Source organism: Mucilaginibacter sp. Bleaf8, assembly GCF_018390515.1.
GTDB lineage: Bacteria > Bacteroidota > Bacteroidia > Sphingobacteriales > Sphingobacteriaceae > Mucilaginibacter.
Genome location: NZ_JAHBBK010000007.1, coordinates 102,432 through 120,171 on the forward strand (window position 1 = coordinate 102,432; position 17,740 = coordinate 120,171).

General features: G+C 44.0%; 13 protein-coding genes. 9 read left to right on the forward strand and 4 right to left on the reverse strand.

Annotated elements, in window-relative coordinates:
- The first annotated feature begins 19 nt into the window (after positions 1-19).
- Positions 20-400 (forward strand): hypothetical protein, encoded by a 381-nt coding sequence (locus tag KHS38_RS21120; RefSeq protein WP_213490724.1) that lies wholly within the window; start codon positions 20-22, stop codon positions 398-400.
- Between the two features lie 92 nt (positions 401-492).
- Here KHS38_RS21120 and KHS38_RS22315 read toward each other — a convergent pair whose 3' ends face one another.
- On the reverse strand, positions 493-1,323 hold the full coding sequence (locus KHS38_RS22315) for a YfiT family bacillithiol transferase (RefSeq protein ID WP_249665511.1): 831 nt from the start codon (positions 1,321-1,323) through the stop codon (positions 493-495).
- Between the two features lie 273 nt (positions 1,324-1,596).
- On the opposite strand from KHS38_RS22315, the gene KHS38_RS21130 reads away from it, so the two are divergent.
- A complete protein-coding gene (locus tag KHS38_RS21130) occupies positions 1,597-3,423 on the forward strand; it encodes an FAD-dependent oxidoreductase (protein WP_213490726.1) in 1,827 nt (608 codons plus the stop codon).
- 23 nt (positions 3,424-3,446) lie between these two features.
- Here KHS38_RS21130 and KHS38_RS21135 read toward each other — a convergent pair whose 3' ends face one another.
- The 3 genes from KHS38_RS21135 to KHS38_RS21145 all read right to left on the reverse strand — a co-directional run bounded on the left by KHS38_RS21135 (position 3,447) and on the right by KHS38_RS21145 (position 7,129).
- Positions 3,447-4,451 (reverse strand): multidrug resistance efflux transporter family protein, encoded by a 1,005-nt coding sequence (locus KHS38_RS21135; protein ID WP_213490728.1) that lies wholly within the window; start codon positions 4,449-4,451, stop codon positions 3,447-3,449.
- 165 nt (positions 4,452-4,616) lie between these two features.
- Complete coding sequence (locus KHS38_RS21140) at positions 4,617-5,471, reverse strand: AraC family transcriptional regulator (RefSeq protein WP_213490730.1); 855 nt, start codon at positions 5,469-5,471, stop codon at positions 4,617-4,619.
- A gap of 95 nt (positions 5,472-5,566) precedes the next feature.
- Positions 5,567-7,129 (reverse strand): TPM domain-containing protein, encoded by a 1,563-nt coding sequence (locus KHS38_RS21145; protein WP_213490732.1) that lies wholly within the window; start codon positions 7,127-7,129, stop codon positions 5,567-5,569.
- 163 nt (positions 7,130-7,292) lie between these two features.
- Here KHS38_RS21145 and KHS38_RS21150 point away from each other — a divergent pair, with 163 nt between their 5' ends.
- The 7 genes from KHS38_RS21150 to KHS38_RS21180 all read left to right on the forward strand — a co-directional run bounded on the left by KHS38_RS21150 (position 7,293) and on the right by KHS38_RS21180 (position 17,038).
- Positions 7,293-8,621, forward strand: coding sequence for a hypothetical protein (locus KHS38_RS21150; RefSeq protein WP_213490733.1), 1,329 nt, complete (start codon positions 7,293-7,295; stop codon positions 8,619-8,621).
- Positions 8,622-8,630: 9 nt separating this feature from the next.
- Entirely contained in the window at positions 8,631-9,632 is a 1,002-nt protein-coding gene (locus KHS38_RS21155) for an SPFH domain-containing protein (RefSeq protein WP_213490735.1), read from the forward strand.
- Between the two features lie 31 nt (positions 9,633-9,663).
- Positions 9,664-10,341, forward strand: coding sequence for a hypothetical protein (locus tag KHS38_RS21160; protein ID WP_213490737.1), 678 nt, complete (start codon positions 9,664-9,666; stop codon positions 10,339-10,341).
- A 102-nt stretch (positions 10,342-10,443) separates the two neighbouring features.
- Positions 10,444-11,043, forward strand: a complete 600-nt coding sequence (locus tag KHS38_RS21165) for a TetR/AcrR family transcriptional regulator (protein ID WP_213490739.1) — start codon at positions 10,444-10,446, stop codon at positions 11,041-11,043.
- 201 nt (positions 11,044-11,244) lie between these two features.
- Positions 11,245-12,387, forward strand: coding sequence for an efflux RND transporter periplasmic adaptor subunit (locus KHS38_RS21170; RefSeq protein WP_213490740.1), 1,143 nt, complete (start codon positions 11,245-11,247; stop codon positions 12,385-12,387).
- Positions 12,388-12,398: 11 nt separating this feature from the next.
- A complete protein-coding gene (locus KHS38_RS21175; RefSeq protein ID WP_213490741.1) occupies positions 12,399-15,602 on the forward strand; it encodes an efflux RND transporter permease subunit in 3,204 nt (1,067 codons plus the stop codon).
- Positions 15,603-15,622: 20 nt separating this feature from the next.
- Positions 15,623-17,038 (forward strand): TolC family protein, encoded by a 1,416-nt coding sequence (locus KHS38_RS21180; RefSeq protein WP_213490742.1) that lies wholly within the window; start codon positions 15,623-15,625, stop codon positions 17,036-17,038.
- The last annotated feature ends 702 nt before the right edge of the window (positions 17,039-17,740 follow it).

The window sequence follows — 17,740 nt, forward strand, 5'->3', positions numbered from 1 at the left end:
GCATCAACAGGTATACAATATGAAGTTCATTGGGTATAATTCAGATATCATTAATTTTTTAAAAGACGACTTAACCTTGCTGAACGCCATTGTAAAAAGCTATAAGGTGCATGAGGTAGAAGGTATCCCGGCCGTGAGCATATTGTTTGAGCTGGCTTATACAGATGCCGACCTGATGCTCACGTTCAGAGAGATCTTTTCCAATAGTTTTGACGCTAATCCTGCTACCGAGCAGTATCAGGTCGATTCGTGCAAGTTTTATCACATCGGCAGCAAAGTATATCTTTCACTGGATCCTGATGAAAGTGAAGAGGGCGTTGATACAATCTCTGAATATGATAACGATGTGATACTATGTTCGAGCGTTGAAGGATACTTGTTCGAGGCCGGTGCAGAGTAACAAATGTAGAAGGCATAAAAGGATCAATGCAAAAGCTGCATTGATCCTTTTACTTTAGCAGTATTTCAAAATTAGTAAATGCTTTAGAGTCCCTACAACCCCCACTGCTTCATAGTTTCGGTAATATGCGCCAGGTGGTGATTACTATGCCATGCATACACAGCCAGCAGATGCTTCAAATCCATGGTGCCTCCTGTTTCGGGATGGTGAAAGTTACGTGACCATTCCGCCTCGGTAAAAGCTTCGAATAAAGCGGCCATATGCTGGTGAATGCCTTCCAGCATTTTTAAAGAAGATTCAACCGGCAACCGGTAATCGGGGTGTGAGGCCCAGGCAGCTTCGTCATAAGGTTTAATGGTTGGTGTTTCTTCAGTTAAGGCCAGCTTGATGCGGGTAAGCGAGTTCATGTGACTGTCGGCCAAGTGATGCACCACTTGTTTCAGTGTCCAGCCGCCGGGTCGGTAGGCTGTATTTTGCTGCGCATCGGTTAAGTATATAACAGCCTCCCGCAAGCGTCCGGGTAGCGTTTTAATGGTTTCTATATATTGTTGTATATCTTCGGACGTGTAATGGGCTGGTGCCTGAAACCGGCCTATTGGGTAGCGTAGATCGTTACTCATCATACCTTCAAAGGAAACAGTTTTTTGATCGTTATTCATTAAATATGCTAAGAAATCTTTTTCTATTTTACCAATATTAATGGTTTGCAGCAGCGGCTTATTTATATCAAAGTTTTTAGCTTCTAAGTAAGCTAAAAATTCTTCAGGTAAAATAAGCTGTGGATGTTTTTTTAAGTAATAAGGTAAGTACGCAGGCCATATCCAAACTGAGTCTGTATAGTAAGTGTGTGGAGCAATTGGCTCGTTAGTCTCAATATCTGTATAATAACTCATCCATCCAAAAAAGTATCTCCCTTCGTTCAAATAATCAATGATTTTTTGCCTTTGGGAATATGAAGAGCTTTTTTGAAGTAATTTATGAAAAGGTAGGGCATCTATGCATTTATCATGTTCCTCAAGAAATCCTAATAATTTTAAATGCATAACTTGTTAATCTATATTGATATTATCAATCATGATTTCTTTAAAAGTAACTATACAGAATAATATTTTCTCCTTAAAACTTTTATCCTATAAAATCAATATATCGTAAAAGCTTTGCCCTAATTTAGCGTTTTACTCCATTTAATAAGCCGCATGATAAAAAAGTTATTGTTTTGCATTCTGTTGTCGGGATTTACCATGGCTTATGCCGATACCATTAAAACCGATGTAGTGGTAGTAGGAGGCAGTGCCAGTGGGGTAGCTGCTGCTTTGCAGTGCGCACGCAGTAAAGTTAAAACAATATTGGTTGAACCCGGCCCCTGGCTGGGCGGCGAAATGACCAGCGGCGGTATGTGCATATTGGAGGGTAACCGTAATTTGCCATCCGGCATCTGGTGCGAATTCCGTAAGCAGGTGCGCGAGTACTATAAAAAAACGCCGGGCTTTGATACTACGCTTAATGCGCCGTTACGCTTTGAACCATACACCGGTGCCGCCATCCTGAGAAAGATGACGGATACGGTAAAGAACCTGACTTTAAAGCTAAAAACTCCTTGGACATCTGTTAAAAAGAATGGCACAGGCTGGGAACTATCCATAACCGAAAATGGTAAAACCAATGTGATTAAAGCACAGGTACTGATTGATGCAACCGAAACCGGCGATGTGGCTACACAGGCAGGTGTGCAGTTTGTAAGTGGTTTTGACAGCCGGCAGGATACCGGCGAGCAGCTGGCCCCCGAAAAAGCAATTAATGAAATACAGGATATTACCTGGTGTGCCATAGTAAAAGACTACGGTGCAGCAGCAGATCGTACTATTGTCCGACCCGCGGGTTACCAGGCCGAAAGGTATGCTTGCCTGAAAGGGAAAGACTTACTGCGCATGGTAAAAGGCGGCAGGTTGCCTAATGATAAATACCTGATCAAATGGAGCGAGTGTGCCAACTCGTTCACTTCGGGCCTTGATTCGCTTAATTTAAAACATCGCGAACAGTATTATAAAGAAATGCGCTTACGTACGCTGGGGCTGATCTATTATCTGCAAACCGCAGGCGGACTTAAAAATTTTGGTTTAACGGATGAATTTAGTACGCCCGATCAGCTACCGTCCATACCCTACATGCGCGAATACCGGCGGGCTAAAGGCATGGTGCGGATGGTGCTGGATGATATTTTAAATCCTTATGACAGAAGCTCTAAGTTGTATCGTACTTCTATTGCTGTGGGCGATGCCTCGCCGGGGCAGCATTATGTGGCAGGTAACGGCCCTAAAACCAGTTACCCGCCATTTCCGGCCTATAGTATTCCGTTGGGAGCGGTTGTGGTAAAAGATTTTGATAATTTACTGGTTACCGAAAAATCACTATCTGTCAGTCATTTGGTAAATGCCAGTACGTTTTACCCTTCTGTGCAAATGGTGTTGGGGCAAGGAGCGGGTGCAGTAGCAGCCTACCTGTCGTTCTTTAAAACCACTACCAAAAACCTGAAGGTGCGCGTGATACAGGGTGAGCTATTGGATTTTAAAGGCTATTTGATACCTTTTTGTGATATTCCGCAAAGTGCTAATGCCTTTAGGGCCATACAGCAGGTAGGAGCTACCGGTTTGCTGCGGGGTGTGGTACATACCGATGGCAAAACCGCTTCCGTGTGGTTTAAGCCAGATAGTACCGTATCAACCAACGAGATTAAACCGGTACTTACCGAAATTTATACCCATGCCTTTTTATGGTTTAATAAAGAAAAACCGGCTGAGCAATTCACTATAGGCAATATGCTTTCGCTTATTAGCGATGTTACTTTGAGCGATCCTAAACCATTGCAAATGAATATGGCTAAGCAGTGGCAGTCCGTATACAAATTCAACCAAGCATTTGATTTGAAACGGCCTATTACCCGATTAGAGTTTGCCATACTTGCCAATAAGTTCTTAAATCCTTTTGCCAGAACGGTCGACTTATCCGGAAGGCTGATTAATTAAAGTAGCTGTGGCGGGTTTGCAGATTATCTTGCCGCAGATAATTCCTGAAAAGATAACTGCTCGTTTTGCTGTTTAATGATAGCTGGGCTATTTTTGGCAGACAACCATATATAAACGCCCAATGCTATCAGCATCATCACCAAGCCTAAGGTGCCAAAAAGGCCGGGCCAGGGAGTGCCCTTAAAAAACATTTCGCCAAGCAGGGTAAATAATACGCCGAGCACCTGCGTAGCCTCAACAGTAAGTAAGGAAAGAAAGTGCTTGCCTGCCTGTTGCATAGCTTTGTAGAATAAGATACTGCCAAACACACCTGAAAATAGTACCGCAATAACAGATGATTGTAGTTGCAGGGCAGATGGCATGCCGCTGGAATGATAACCATACGCTGCTAATGCAATTTGTACCGGCAGGCTACCAATAGTCATGCCCAGCACACGTTGCATTGGGTCAAGCTGAATGCCTTCAGTTTCCAGTTTGTAAAGCAATTTGCGGTTGCCAAGCGGCCATAAAAATGCGGCTACAATAGCCATCATCATACTCAGTCCAATAGTTGCTTTATCGTGCAGGTGTGCCAAGCGCTCAAACTGCATAGTAAATAAGCTGATAACCAGCAGGCAGGATAATAAAAGCGCTTTACGCGATATGATGGCGCGATGATCTTTATAAATGAATGGCGAGATTAATATGCCAGCCAGTACGGTGGTCATAAATCCGGCTGTTACCAGCCAGCCCGGAGCCATGGTGATGGCATAAGAGAGTAGTGCATAATAGCCGCCAAAACCCACACAGCCCCATAATAAAAAGGTGCCGGCGGTATGTTTCAATACCTGAAATAAAGGAGTTAGCTTACCTCTTGCAGCTACTAACAGAAGCAATACCGGTAACAGGAGTAAGTAGCGTAAGCAAGCCGTCCAGGCCCAGTTGCCGCCATGAAAAGCGTTAAGGCTGTTAACAATTAAACCGGTGGATAAAAACAGGGCGCTCAATATTCCTAATAAAACCGCTTTGATTGTATTTGCTTTAGCCATATTCGGGTATAAAAAATAAAAAGCGCTTACAGGTGGTAGCCTTTAGGCGCTTTTATACTAACTAAACTTAACGCGTGAAGATGGTTCTTTCTTTACGCTGCAAAGTTGGCAAAGCTTTAGGGTTTGATGTATTACAGAAATGTATAATCTGTTATACCAATTTGCTTATTTATGAAATTGATTGCGAAAGGCTGATGGCGTATGCCCGGTATGCTTCTTAAAAAACACTGCTAAATGCGATTGATTGTTAAAGCCCAATTCATAAGCAATCTCTTTCATGGGCATTGATGAAGCAGCCAGCAACGCTTCTGTTTCAGATAGTAGGCGTTCGGTAATTAAATCGGGTACAATTTTACCGGTAGCGGTTTTTACCGTATCATTAAGCTTACGTGCAGGTACGCCCAGCGCCTTACTGTAAAAAGAAGTTTCCCATTCGGTTTTATAATGACGGCCTATCAGCGTTTTAAGTTTCCGGATAAGCTCGGCATCTGCTGACCTGACTGAAAAACGTTCCGTTTGCTGGTATTGCTGTGCGGTATATAAAAGAAGTAAACTAAGATAGTGCAGAATGATTTCCAGATCGGCTTTCTGCTTTAACTCCCCGGCCAGTAACTCGGCTACCTGGTTAAACTTTTGCAAAGTGGAATGTGCTAAATCCACCCATGGTGATCTGTTGAAATAATCCAATATGCCCGATTGTTCCTGTTGCGGATGTACGTTCAGAAAGCGTTGAAAAAGCATATCGTCAAACAAAATCAGCCACCCGTCGGCGGGGTATTCCACAACCTGGTGTACCTGGTTTTCGTGCAAAAAGAAAGCGCGGCCTACCTGCATATCATATTCTTTAAAATTGATAGCGTGCCTGCCGCTGCCTTGGGTAGTCCAGCAAAGCATATAAAAGTCGTGCCGGTGCGGTGTGGCCGATGAGTCGTCATGAAAACCGTTCATGCGGATGAGCTGAATCGGTGAGCTATCCAGCATGGGCTGAAAAGGCAGGTCTGTAAACGCTTCTTTAGGCATGATTAGTTTTACAATTGGCTTTTATAAAAACAGGCGCAAAAGTAAAAGTTTGCCTGTAATAATAGTATAGCCTAATTGTGTGTGGTAAGGTCAACTTACCAGCTGCCACCTGCACCGCCACCGCTGGTGCTGCCCCCGCCAAAACTACTGCCAGATGATGATGAACTGCTACTTGATGATGACGAAGATGATGAGCTGCTACGGGTTTTCATGGGGATAACCACCGCTCTTACAATCTGCTCAAACTTACAGTTGCTGCAGGTGCGCACCTCCTGCCCTTTGCCGCTTCTGCTGTAGGTAGCAGGCTCCAATGTAATGAGCTTGGGCTTGTCCAGCGTTTTAAATCCGCATTCGGGGCAGTTGGCATACCGGTTAAAGTTACTGCAGTTGTACTTAATAATCTTTTGTTCGTTGTTACTGCCCAGCCAAATATAATACGTATACACGCCCAACTCTTCTTCCTTGTGCTGCCCATCGGACAGGTAAGGCTTACCTGTCTCATTTTCATTGCGGTTTACGCGGATCATAGGTTTGCCCGAGGCATCCAGCGGGGGCTGTAGCTTCTTCTCCTGTTCCTGCCGGCGAAAGTATTCTGCAATGAACAGGATGATGATAAATGGCGAAAGCCAGAGGCTCCACCAGGTTCTTTTGTAAAAGCTGTATAGTGCATTCGTAAAGTATTCATCATCCGGATTTACTTTTCTGAGTATGCTTGCCTTATTTAAATAGCTTACAAAAAACAGGATGGTAGATAGGCTATAAACGATAACTGGTAAATCGTCCAAACGTGTAGAGGATATGAGCCATCTGAAACCGACGGTGAAAGCTATTAGACCGATTAAAGCCAGCAAGCCCAGAAAAAAGGTCACCATAATAACAGTAGCTGCATTATCATAGGCGGTAGTTCTCTTGTAATCGCTCTTGTTTACATTTGGAACTTGTTTTTTAATGTACCGGCGCATCATAACAAAAGCCCCGGTAAGCAATAACGCCCAGCCAACAGGTACATACCAGCCGGTTGATGAGGGGTTGTCTTTTGTGAGCAAGGCACCGAGTTCGCGCTGGTTTTCGGGGGTGCGTAAGTAGGTGTCAATGGTAGTGATGGCATCTATAACACCTTGCCCATATTGCTTTTCCCTGAACCGGGGCACCAGGTACTGGTCGCCAATTCGGCGTAAATCGGCATCGGGCAGCAGCCCCTCCATGCCATCGCCGGTAATAAAGCGATACTGCCTGCGGTCAACAGCTACAAAAAGCAACAGGCCATTGTTGGCTCCCTTTTTACCAATGCCCCACTTCCTGAACAAGTCTTTGGCAAAATTAAAATCGTCGTCATCTGCATTAAAGTCATGAATAATTACCACGGCTGTTTCCACGCCGGTTGTGTCTTTCAGGCTTTTGATGATATTATTCAGTACAGTGACATCCGCTTCGTTCAATATCCCATCGGGGTTACTTACATAACCATCGGTCGTAGTTGTGGGGTTAGGTATATCATTAATCGTATGGTAAGATTGGGCTATGCTGCAAAAAGGCAACAGGCATAGCACAAATAATATGTAGCGTAGGGTAAGGTTTTTAAATAACATGTTCAGGTAGCGGTTGAGCAGTAGCTTAAAAGTATTATGCAAATCAAATAATTTACTGCATGTATTCATAATAGCTAACACTTAGAAATTCATTTAGTTGTTATGTGAAGTTGATTGACCGTTTGTTGGTAAGGTCACGTAATACATACTTATTAAAACCTTGCAAGCCGGCAAATTGTATATAGCAGAGATACGTATTAATTTTTAAGCTACTGAAACCTATCCGATCACTATGGCGAAGGAGATTAAAGCAATAAAATGTCCGCATTGCGGCAGTACAGATAAAACTGAACTTAAACCCGATCATTACCGGTGCAACAGTTGCCAAACAGAGTACTTTTTGGATAATGATGATATTAACATCAATCACCGTTATACTTACAATTATACCCAGCCTGCCGATGATCATAAAACTATAAAAACACTGGGCATATGGATAATAGGCATAATGGTGTTTTTTGTATTGGCAGGCATAGTGATATCCAAGTTAAAGCCTGCAAGAAGCTATAAGTCTTCTTACAACACTGCTACAACATCCTCTGTGCAGTCGGATGAATATACCGCATTCTATTCCAAAACCACTGGTTTTTTAAGCGGCGATAACGAGCCGGTTGTTGTATCACTGATGCAACGTAACTACTATGGTAACGAGAAAAAAAGCGGTAGTTATCTGTCTTTTTATAATCCAATAAAAAAGGAATTTATAAAAGAGAGTAAAGTTGATTTTAATATTGAGTCAAGCTCCGACATGGATTTCAGAACGTTTAACGATGGTAACCTGTACCTGACAGTTAAAAAAAGTCATCTTTTCTTAGTTGATAAAAATAGCTTTCAGCTAAAAGAAGTAACAGAACAGGTATTTAACGGTATTCCGCAACTGACAGCTGGTGTTGCCAGTTTTGAGTTTGTTTACAATAGGTATGGCGATGGCCTTAAGGTAATGACCAATGATGGTAAAACATTCAATTACTATCCGGGCATCAAAAAAGTATATACAGAAGATCAGTTGTATACGGCACAGCATGGTATGAATACATTGCTGCCAAATGCTAAAGAAAAAACTTATATCGTTTTTAGTGATAAAAGCATGCATTTCCCGGAAGAGAAACTGCAACTTTTAAAGATTACTTACATGAGTAATGCGGGCGGACCCGAGGATAAAGAAACATCGCCATCCTGGTCGCGCGATTTTGGTGGCTCGGGCATTTTTACAGATAGGGATCCTTATAGAAAAGTGCTGATTGATAAAAGCCGCCATCGTGTTGTGCGCTATACTGACCTTACGCCCGGCAGGTTATATTTTGAGCCATCTGTAGTTTATTATGATGATAAGCAGGTGCTAATTGATTACAAAGCTACCCCCTCGCCTGGCGCGCCGACAAGGCTGCAATGCCTGGATGCCGAAACCGGTAAAATAAAATGGAGCACTGATATTAAAGAGCATATGCGTGGTAAGGTGATTCCTTACAGCGGCGGGTTCGTTGCCGTAAACGACTATTCGGCCGATGTTACCCTAATTAGTGCACAGGGTAAAGTAACAGAACAATATTCCATTAAATAAAAAGCTATTATGGGAATCAGAGACTTTTTCAGCAAACAGTTTGCAACAGTTATAGAATGGAAAAACCAGCAGCCCGATCTGCTGATTTTTAAATATACTTTTGATGGTGATGAGATTAAAAATGCCAGCAAGTTGATTGTAGCGCCTGGTCAGGGATGTATACTGGTTTATGAAGGCACCGTGGCCGAGCATATTACAGAAGAAGGTATTTATGAGCTCGAAACAGCCAACCACCCTTTCATCACCACACTGCTTAAACTGCGTAATTTGTTCGAGAGTGAGCATAAGCTCAAAATATACTATTACCGTACTGCCGAATTGGTAAACCAAAGCTGGGGTACGGCCATGCCTGTTAAGTATGCCGATCCGGTATATAATATTCCTGTTGAGCTGGGGGTGAATGGTAATTACTCTTATCGCATAACCAATGCCCTTCACTTTTTTACCCAGGTGGTAGGAGTTAAAGATGTATACACCGAGGCGGCAGCAAGGCAGCTTATTCAATCGCGTATTGCACAAACGCTGGTTGCTCACCTGGCATCTGCAAAATTATCTTATTTACAAATTGATGCCGAACTGGGCAATATAGCTGCTGCGTTACAAGAACAGTTAAATGCGGCATTTGAGCAGTTAGGTTTTAAGCTAACGCATTTCCAGATACTGGGAACCGTATTTGACAAACAGACCCAGAGCCGTATCAGTAACATAGCTGATGTAACGGCCGAGAGCCTGGCAGCAGAACAAGGCGGACTCAATTATGTAGAAATGCAAAAGCTAAAAGCGCTGCGTGATGCCGCCCGAAACGAAGGCGGCCTGGCCGGTGCCGGTATGCAATTAGGTGCCGGAGCCGAACTGGGGAAAATATTTGCATCAGAAAAAGATACGGCTTTACAGCAAAGCGGCACTGATGCAGTAGCACAGCTGCAAAAATTAAAGTTATTGCTAAACGAAGGCATCATTACGCAGGAAGAATTTGATGCCGGCAAGAAAAAATGGTTGGATAAATTATAAAACACCTTACTAACCTTACCGGATACCTGCCATGATATTTACCAGCGAACTATTACAACAACTGGAAAAAGACGGGTCCTTAAAGCGTGCCTATGCCGGCGAAGGCAGCTTAGGGCAAAACAGATGGATTATATTGCCTATGGTGGTAGGGGCAATAAGCGCTTTTGGCGCTTATTGCTTTTATGATATGGCTAAAACCGATTCCAGCTATTCTCCATTGATGTGGGCTTGTGCGGCCTTGCTACTAATTTGTTTAATTGCCGTGGCATTAATACAAAGAGGTGCCAAAAAGAAAGCTCTGGCAGGTAATTTAGATAATGTAAACGTATGCATAGCTAAAAGGATTGCCGGTAACGAGCAGGCTGAGGTTTACTACGGTATATATACGACCGGTAACAAACGCCATGATGCCGCATTTATCGAAGCTGTGGCTGATAAAATTTATCATATACACGATGAGCAAGACCTGGCAGTAAAGCGCAGAATTGCAGAGCTGTTCAGCCCGGCATTGATGAGTACGTATGTTGCACCTACATTACTACCCGTCCAGTTTACCTTCGGTGAAAATGTTTATCACAAAGAGTTTAAATTTACTGATGTGGATAGTAGCATGAAGCAATACATTACAGAGAATGATGGCAGGTTTATTCTATTATCCTATGATAATGTAAGCGTGCCTGTCCTAAGGAGCTTACCTGATAACCTATAAGATGCTGCATTCATGTTAAATTTAATGACATTTAAATTAAACTATCTCCCAAAATCCTTTCTACATTTGCTTAACACTGTTAAGTAAATTAATAGCTTTAAAATGGGCAGCAAGGAGAGGAAGCAACGGCTAAAAGATGAAACCAGGATCAATATTCTGGATGCTGCCCTTTGTATAGGTAAAAAAGAGGGTTGGCAGGCATTGAGCATGCGCAAAATAGCTGATGTAATTGAATATACGGCACCGGTTATTTACGAATACTTCTCTAATAAAGAAGCCCTTTTACTTGAGCTTACAAAAAAAGGCTATCTCATGTTAAGCCGCGATATGCAGGCTGCGCGCGACAAGCACGCTAAGCCAGCCGAGCAACTGGAGGCTATGTGGCTTACCTACTGGCATTTTGCCTTTGCCGAAAAAGAGCTTTATCAGCTCATGTTTGGTATTGAAGTAAACTGCTGCGTTTTTGATAACAGTTTGCCTGAAGCCGAAGCACCGGCCATTATGATAAGCGATGTGATACGCGAGTTAATGGGAGGTGATGGTATATCAGAAGATGAAATCTGCAGACGCTATTATACATTCTGGTCTGTTGTACATGGGTTGATCTCTATCAACCTGGTTAGGCAGGGCGTAAGCGATGATATTAATAAACAAGTATTAAGAGATGCCATAGGTGGTATCATAAGAGCTATAAAGGCTTAGCCGTTCCGGGGGCAATATATATTACTACATTCTTCATTGATAATTAAACTGCTATGTACACATATCACTATAACTTCGACTACTATTTAACACTGTTAGGTATTTTACCATTGTTAAGTTAGCATTAATTCTTTTAAAAGCCTCACTAAGCAATATCACTTACTCCGAATGAAAACTCACAACACAAACAACTATACACTCATGAAACCATTAGCATTATTATTAACGCTGGCCGTTTTGTATGGATGTTCGCAGCAACCGCAACAACAGCAGGCTGCCGAACCGCCTTCACTACCTGTTATGTCAATTAGCACAGGTAATCCAACTACTTATCAGGATTATCCGGCTTCTATAGAAGGAGCCGTTAACGTAGAAATCCGCCCGCAGGTAGAGGGTACGCTTGATCAGATATTTGTAGATGAAGGCGCCTACGTAACTAAAGGTCAGTCTTTATTCAAAATAAACGATCGCCCGTACCGCGAAAAGCTGAATAATGCCAAAGCTGCCCTGCATGCAGCTGAAGGCGCATATGCCAACGCACAGCTGGAAGTTGAAAAATTAAGTCCGCTGGTTGAAAATAAAGTGGTATCCGATTATCAGCTGAAAGCTGCCAAGGCAGCATTAAAAGTTGCTGCCGCTAATGTAGAACAGGCCAGAGCACAAGTAGGTACGGCACAAATTGATATGGGCTATACCGTTGTCAAAGCCCCGGTAAGCGGTTACATTGGTCGTTTAGTAAAAAAGCAAGGTAGCTTGGTTTCGCCGGCCGATGCACAATCCCTTACACAATTATCAGATGTGCACGATGTGCATGTGTACTTTTCACTGGGCGAAACCGACTTTATTAATTTTAAAGAACAATATGCCGGTCATAGCCTACAGGAAAAGATCAAAAACCTGCCGCCTGTATCTTTAATCTTATCCGATGATAGTGCCTATACCCTTCCGGGCCGCGTAGATATGGTAGACGGGCAGTTTGATAAAACCACCGCTGCCATTACCCTGCGTGCCAGCTTTAAAAATGCCGATGGCATGCTAAGATCAGGCAATACCGGTAAGGTGCGCCTGGCATTGCAACACAAAAATGTAAACCTTGTACCTACCGATGCCACTGTTGAAATGCAAGACAAAGTGTTTGTATACACCGTGGGCGACAGTAATAAAGTAAGCAAGCAACCTATCACCATTATTGGTAAAAGCGGCAACAACTATTTGGTAAAAGCAGGTGTAAAACCCGGCGACCGTATTGTTACCACCGGTATTGACCATTTACAGGAGGGGCAGGTAATTAAACCCGAGCCGGTTAAAGCAGCCGATGCCCTTGCCCTATCAGCTAAAAAATAAATCTTATTATCATGATCAGGAAATTTATAGAAAGGCCCGTACTGGCTACCGTAATCTCCATTTTATTGGTGATTGTGGGTGTACTGGGCCTCATGAAACTGCCTTTGCAGCAGTTTCCGGATATAGCGCCACCGGCCGTGCAGGTAACTGCTATTTATCCGGGTGCCAATGCCGAAACCATATTGCGTTCGGTAGCGCCTTCACTTGAGGAGGCCATTAACGGGGTGGAGAACATGACTTACATGAGCTCCACCGCCAGTAACGATGGGTCGCTGGTAATTACCGTATACTTTAAGCTGGGTACCAACCCCGATCAGGCTGCCGTAAATGTGCAAAACCGCGTATCGCAGGCTACCAGTCAGCTGCCAGCCGAGGTTGTACAGCAGGGTATTACCACCGCAAAGCAGCAGAACAGCTTAATTATGGTGGTGGATTTATATACGGATGATGCTGCCAAGTACGATCAAACCTTTTTAACCAACTACGCGCAGATCAATATTATTCCCGAAATTAAACGTATTCCGGGTGTAGGTTCGGCTACGGTATTTGGTGGCAGTAAGGATTACTCGATGCGTGTTTGGCTTAACCCGGCCCAAATGGCCAGCTACAACCTCACGCCGAAAGAAGTAATGGCCGTCATTCAGGATAAAAACCTGGAAGCTGCACCTGGTAAGTTTGGTGAAAGTAGTAAAGAGTCGTTCGAGTATGTGATCAAATACAAAGGTAAGCTTAGTAAACCCGAAGATTATGAGAACATGGTGATCCGTGCCAATGCCGACGGCTCATTATTAAGACTGAAAGACGTAGCCAAAGTTGAATTTGGTTCTTACAGCTATGGCAGTTTAACCCGTATCAACGGTAAGCCCGGTTTAAATATCGGTATCTTACAGCTGGCCGGCTCCAACGCCAACGAAATACAGACCAATATTACTAAGCTAATGGAAAAATCGGCTAAAGATTTTCCGAAAGGCGTAAAGTTCCTCACGCTGTATAGTACCAAAGTAGCGCTCGATCAATCTATTGAGCAGGTAAAACACACCCTCATCGAAGCCTTTATACTGGTATTCATCGTAGTATTTATCTTCCTGCAGGATTTTCGCTCTACCCTTATCCCGGCCATTGCAGTGCCTGTGGCTATTGTGGGTACGTTCTTCTTTATGCAATTGTTCGGCTTTTCCATCAACCTGCTAACGTTGTTCGCGCTGGTACTGGCCATTGGTATTGTGGTAGATGATGCTATTGTGGTGGTTGAGGCCGTGCACGCTAAGATGGAGCACGAGCATTTAACACCGCGCAATGCCACACTATCGGCCATGAGCGAAATTACCGGGGCTATTATATCCATTACGCTGGTGATGTCGGCCGTGTTTTTACCGGTAGGTTTCATTGAAGGTTCAACTGGCGTATTTTACCGGCAGTTTGCCTTCACTATGGCTATCGCCATTTTAATTTCGGCTGTTAACGCTTTAACGCTGAGCCCGGCATTGGCCGCCTTGTTTCTTAAAAATACGCACGCCGATAAGCAGCACGATGCGCCTAAAAGCTTTAAAGAGAAGTTCTTTACAGGTTTTAATACCGGCTTCAACTCGTTAACCAACCGTTATGTAAACAGCCTGAAGTTTTTGGTAAAAAACAAGTGGCTGAGCATGGGCGGACTAGCACTGGTATTACTAACTACCATCTGGCTCATGAAACGTACGCCATCAGGTTTCATCCCATCTGAAGATCAGGGCTTTATTGCCATATCGGTGGCCTTACCTGCCGGTGCATCACTAGAACGTACAACTGAGGTTGAAAAGCAACTGGAAAATGCCCTTCAAAATGAGCCTTATCAGCGTACACTAAATATTATATCAGGTTTCAACGTACTTACCTCCTCAACCAGTCCGTCGGCCGGTGTTGCCTTCATTCTGTTAAAGCCAAGTGAAGAGCGTGGTGCGGTTAAAGACATCAACGATATCATGAACCAGGTGCGTGGCAAGCTGGCTGCTATAAAAGGTGCCAACTTCTTTGTGTTTACCTTCCCAACCGTACCCGGTTTTAGTAACGTAGATGGTTTGGACTTTGTATTGCAGGATAAAACCGGTACCGGCCGTTTGGATAAGTTTGGCAACGTAGGCAACAGCTTTATCATGGAGCTGATGAAACGCAAGGAAATTGCATTTGCCTTTACCACTTTCCGTGCCGATTACCCACAACTGGAAATGGAAGTGAACGATGTAAAAGCCGATCAGTTGGGCGTAAGTGTAAAAGATATACTGCAAACCATGCAGGCCTTTTACGGCAGTTCGCAAGCATCCGATTTTAACCGCTTTGGTAAATACTACCGCGTGGTGGTGCAGGCTAATAAATTGGACCGGGCCGACCCGACATCCATTCAAGGCGTTTATGTAAAGAACAATCAGGGCCAGATGGTGCCGCTAAATACACTGGTGAAACTTAAACGTGTGTATGGTCCCGAAACCGCTTCCCGCTATAACCTGTTTAACTCTATGGGTATTAATGCTATTGCCAAACCGGGCTACAGTTCGGGTGATGCTATCAAAGCCATACAGGAGGTTGCCGAGCAAAGTTTACCAAAAGGCTATGCCTATGAATTTTCCGGACAAACCCGTGAGGAAATCTCTTCCGGCGGGCAATCAGCTATCATCTTTATGTTGAGCCTGGTGTTCATTTACTTCCTGCTGGCTGCCCAGTATGAAAGTTATATCCTGCCTTTCGCTGTTATCCTGTCTATCCCAACAGGTATATTGGGCGTGTTTGTGGCCATTGGTCTTACCGGAATCGAAAACAATATCTATGTACAGGTGGCGCTGGTAATGCTCATTGGCTTATTAGCTAAGAATGCCATTCTTATTGTGGAGTTTGCCGTGCAAAGGCGACGCAATCGCGAAGGCTTGGTAGCAGCGGCACTCGAAGCGGCAAAATCCAGGTTGCGCCCTATCATCATGACCTCACTGGCCTTTGTGGTAGGCTTAATACCTATGATGGGTGCCAAAGGTCCGTCAGCACAGGGTAACCATTCCATCAGTATAGGTGCAGCAGGCGGTATGGTGAGTGGCGTAATTTTAGGATTGTTCATTATTCCGGTATTGTTCGTCATCTTCCAGCATCTGCAGGAAAGGATAAGTGGCGTACCGGTTAAGGTACCTCCTACCGATGGTCATTTGAACGGACAGCATGCTCATGAGCCCGAAGAAATATCAGCTCACTAATTTCCCAATCACACATAACAATGAAAAAGAATATAAACGGATACCTGCTGATTATGCTGGTTGGCCTATTAGCCGCCTGCAAGGTATCTAAAGATGTACGGCTGCCGGAAAATAGTTTACCCGGCAGCTACCGTTCGGCAACAGCCAGTACAGATACCAATTCCGTTGGTCGCTTGCCCTGGAAAAGCTTTTTTACCGAAACTACCTTACAGAACCTGATCGACAGCGCCATTGCGCGTAATAATGATCTGCAGTTGGCTATCAAAAACATCGAAGCCGCCCGTCTTACTTTACAGCAGGCTAAATGGGGCAACGTACCGGCGGTAGGCTTGCAGGCAACCGCTACTATCAACCGCCCCTCAAACAATAGTTTGAATGGTATCAGCCTAAGCCAGTTTTTGGGTAGCAAGCATATTGAAGATTATACGGTAGCCGCCAATATATCCTGGGAGGCCGATATATGGGGAAAAATCAGTAGTCGTAAGGCACAGGCCCTGGCCGCCTACCTGCAAACCGGAGAAGCCCGCAAGGCGGTACAAACCCAATTGGTTGCCAGCGTATCACAAGCTTACTTTAATTTGCTGATGCTGGATGAGCAGTTAGGTGTGGCTAAACGTAATGTAATGCTTACTGATAGCACACTGCGTATTATAAGGTTGCAATTTAACGCCGGGCAAGTAACGCTACTTGCCGTGCAGCAAGCCGAAGCGCAACGCCTTACTGCCGCACGCTTAATACCGCAATTTGAGCAGGATATTACTATCCAGGAAAATGCTTTAAGCATCCTAAGCGGCAAGCTCCCGGATAGCATTGTGCGGTCGGGCCGGCTTAACGATGTCGCTTTGCCTCAAACGCTATCAACTGGTTTGCCCTCACAATTATTAAGCCTGCGTCCGGATGTAAAAAGTGCCGAGCTGGATATTGAGCGTGCTAATGCAGTAGTTGGCTATACCAAAGCAAGCATGTACCCGTCGCTAACTATTACTGCACAGGGCGGAGTTAACGCATTTAAAGCCAGCAACTGGTTTAATGTACCTGCATCCTTATTTGGTATCGCTACAGGCGGTATTGCTCAGCCCCTATTACAACGGCGAGAACTAAAAACCAATTACGAGATAGCTAAAGTGAACCGCGAAAAATCGGTGATCCAGTTCAGGCAGCAGGTATTACAAGCCGCGGGCGAAGTGTCTGACGCTTTGGTGCGGATTGACAAACTGAGCCAACAACAAAACATCGCAGCCGACCGTACCAAAACATTGGAACAAGCCACACGTAATGCCAACATGCTGTTTAAAAATGGAATGGCCAATTACCTGGAAGTAATTACAGCACAAAGTAACGTATTGCAAAGCGAACTTGAATTAGCCTCTATCAAAAAGGCACAATTAGATGCTACTGTTGACCTGTATCGCTCATTAGGCGGCGGCTGGAACTAAAGAAAACGCGCCATTACAAACAAAGCGCAATAAAGTTTTGCCAATCTGTAAAATTTCCATACCTTTGTCATCCCGCTTGCAAGGAGCGGCTGATGGATTGACAGAAGGAAAAGGCGCTGAAAAGCGGTCAGAACCGAAAGGAGAAGCCGATTAACTGAACGCCACGGCTGCTTTGAAAAAAGGAAAAAAGGTCTTGACGTGAGTTAGAAAAAGTGTTACCTTTGCAGTCGCAAATCGAGAGAGTAGCGAAGTTCATTGAAAGAAGGGTAAAGGAGTGGTGAGAGGCAGAGCAAAGCGCGGTGAAAACTGCGATGGTGCTCTAAGACAAACCGGGAAGCTGAAAAAAAACTTGAAAATAGTTTTTGGAAATGTAAAAAAGCTTCTTACCTTTGCACTCCCAACCGAAAGGAAGGGCGCTGAGAACGAAAGTTTGAGGCGAAGATAACAAGAAAAGTCATTCACTGCAATAGTGAACGGATATAAAAAGCGGAACCGAGACGGGGAAGCGAGAAAGTTCTTTTAAGAAATAATCATGTAGCGTAGCGGGAGACAACCGATCTTGGTTGTTCTCAGTCAAAAAAACCACAATAAGTTACGGAATACTGTATAAAGATATATTAATACAGATTTCTATTTTGAGTAATAGGGTCTGGATACAAACAAAACATTTTACAATGGAGAGTTTGATCCTGGCTCAGGATG

What these genes read in the sequence shown, in the direction of transcription:
- KHS38_RS21120 (WP_213490724.1), top strand. Translation starts at nt 20, where the DNA reads ATGAAGTTCATTGGGTATAATTCAGATATCATTAATTTTTTAAAAGAC.
- KHS38_RS21130 (WP_213490726.1), top strand. Translation starts at nt 1,597, where the DNA reads ATGATAAAAAAGTTATTGTTTTGCATTCTGTTGTCGGGATTTACCATG.
- KHS38_RS21135 (WP_213490728.1), bottom strand. Translation starts at nt 4,451, where the DNA reads ATGGCTAAAGCAAATACAATCAAAGCGGTTTTATTAGGAATATTGAGC.
- KHS38_RS21140 (WP_213490730.1), bottom strand. Translation starts at nt 5,471, where the DNA reads ATGCCTAAAGAAGCGTTTACAGACCTGCCTTTTCAGCCCATGCTGGAT.
- KHS38_RS21145 (WP_213490732.1), bottom strand. Translation starts at nt 7,129, where the DNA reads ATGAATACATGCAGTAAATTATTTGATTTGCATAATACTTTTAAGCTA.
- KHS38_RS21150 (WP_213490733.1), top strand. Translation starts at nt 7,293, where the DNA reads ATGGCGAAGGAGATTAAAGCAATAAAATGTCCGCATTGCGGCAGTACA.
- KHS38_RS21155 (WP_213490735.1), top strand. Translation starts at nt 8,631, where the DNA reads ATGGGAATCAGAGACTTTTTCAGCAAACAGTTTGCAACAGTTATAGAA.
- KHS38_RS21160 (WP_213490737.1), top strand. Translation starts at nt 9,664, where the DNA reads ATGATATTTACCAGCGAACTATTACAACAACTGGAAAAAGACGGGTCC.
- KHS38_RS21165 (WP_213490739.1), top strand. Translation starts at nt 10,444, where the DNA reads ATGGGCAGCAAGGAGAGGAAGCAACGGCTAAAAGATGAAACCAGGATC.
- KHS38_RS21170 (WP_213490740.1), top strand. Translation starts at nt 11,245, where the DNA reads ATGAAACCATTAGCATTATTATTAACGCTGGCCGTTTTGTATGGATGT.
- KHS38_RS21175 (WP_213490741.1), top strand. Translation starts at nt 12,399, where the DNA reads ATGATCAGGAAATTTATAGAAAGGCCCGTACTGGCTACCGTAATCTCC.
- KHS38_RS21180 (WP_213490742.1), top strand. Translation starts at nt 15,623, where the DNA reads ATGAAAAAGAATATAAACGGATACCTGCTGATTATGCTGGTTGGCCTA.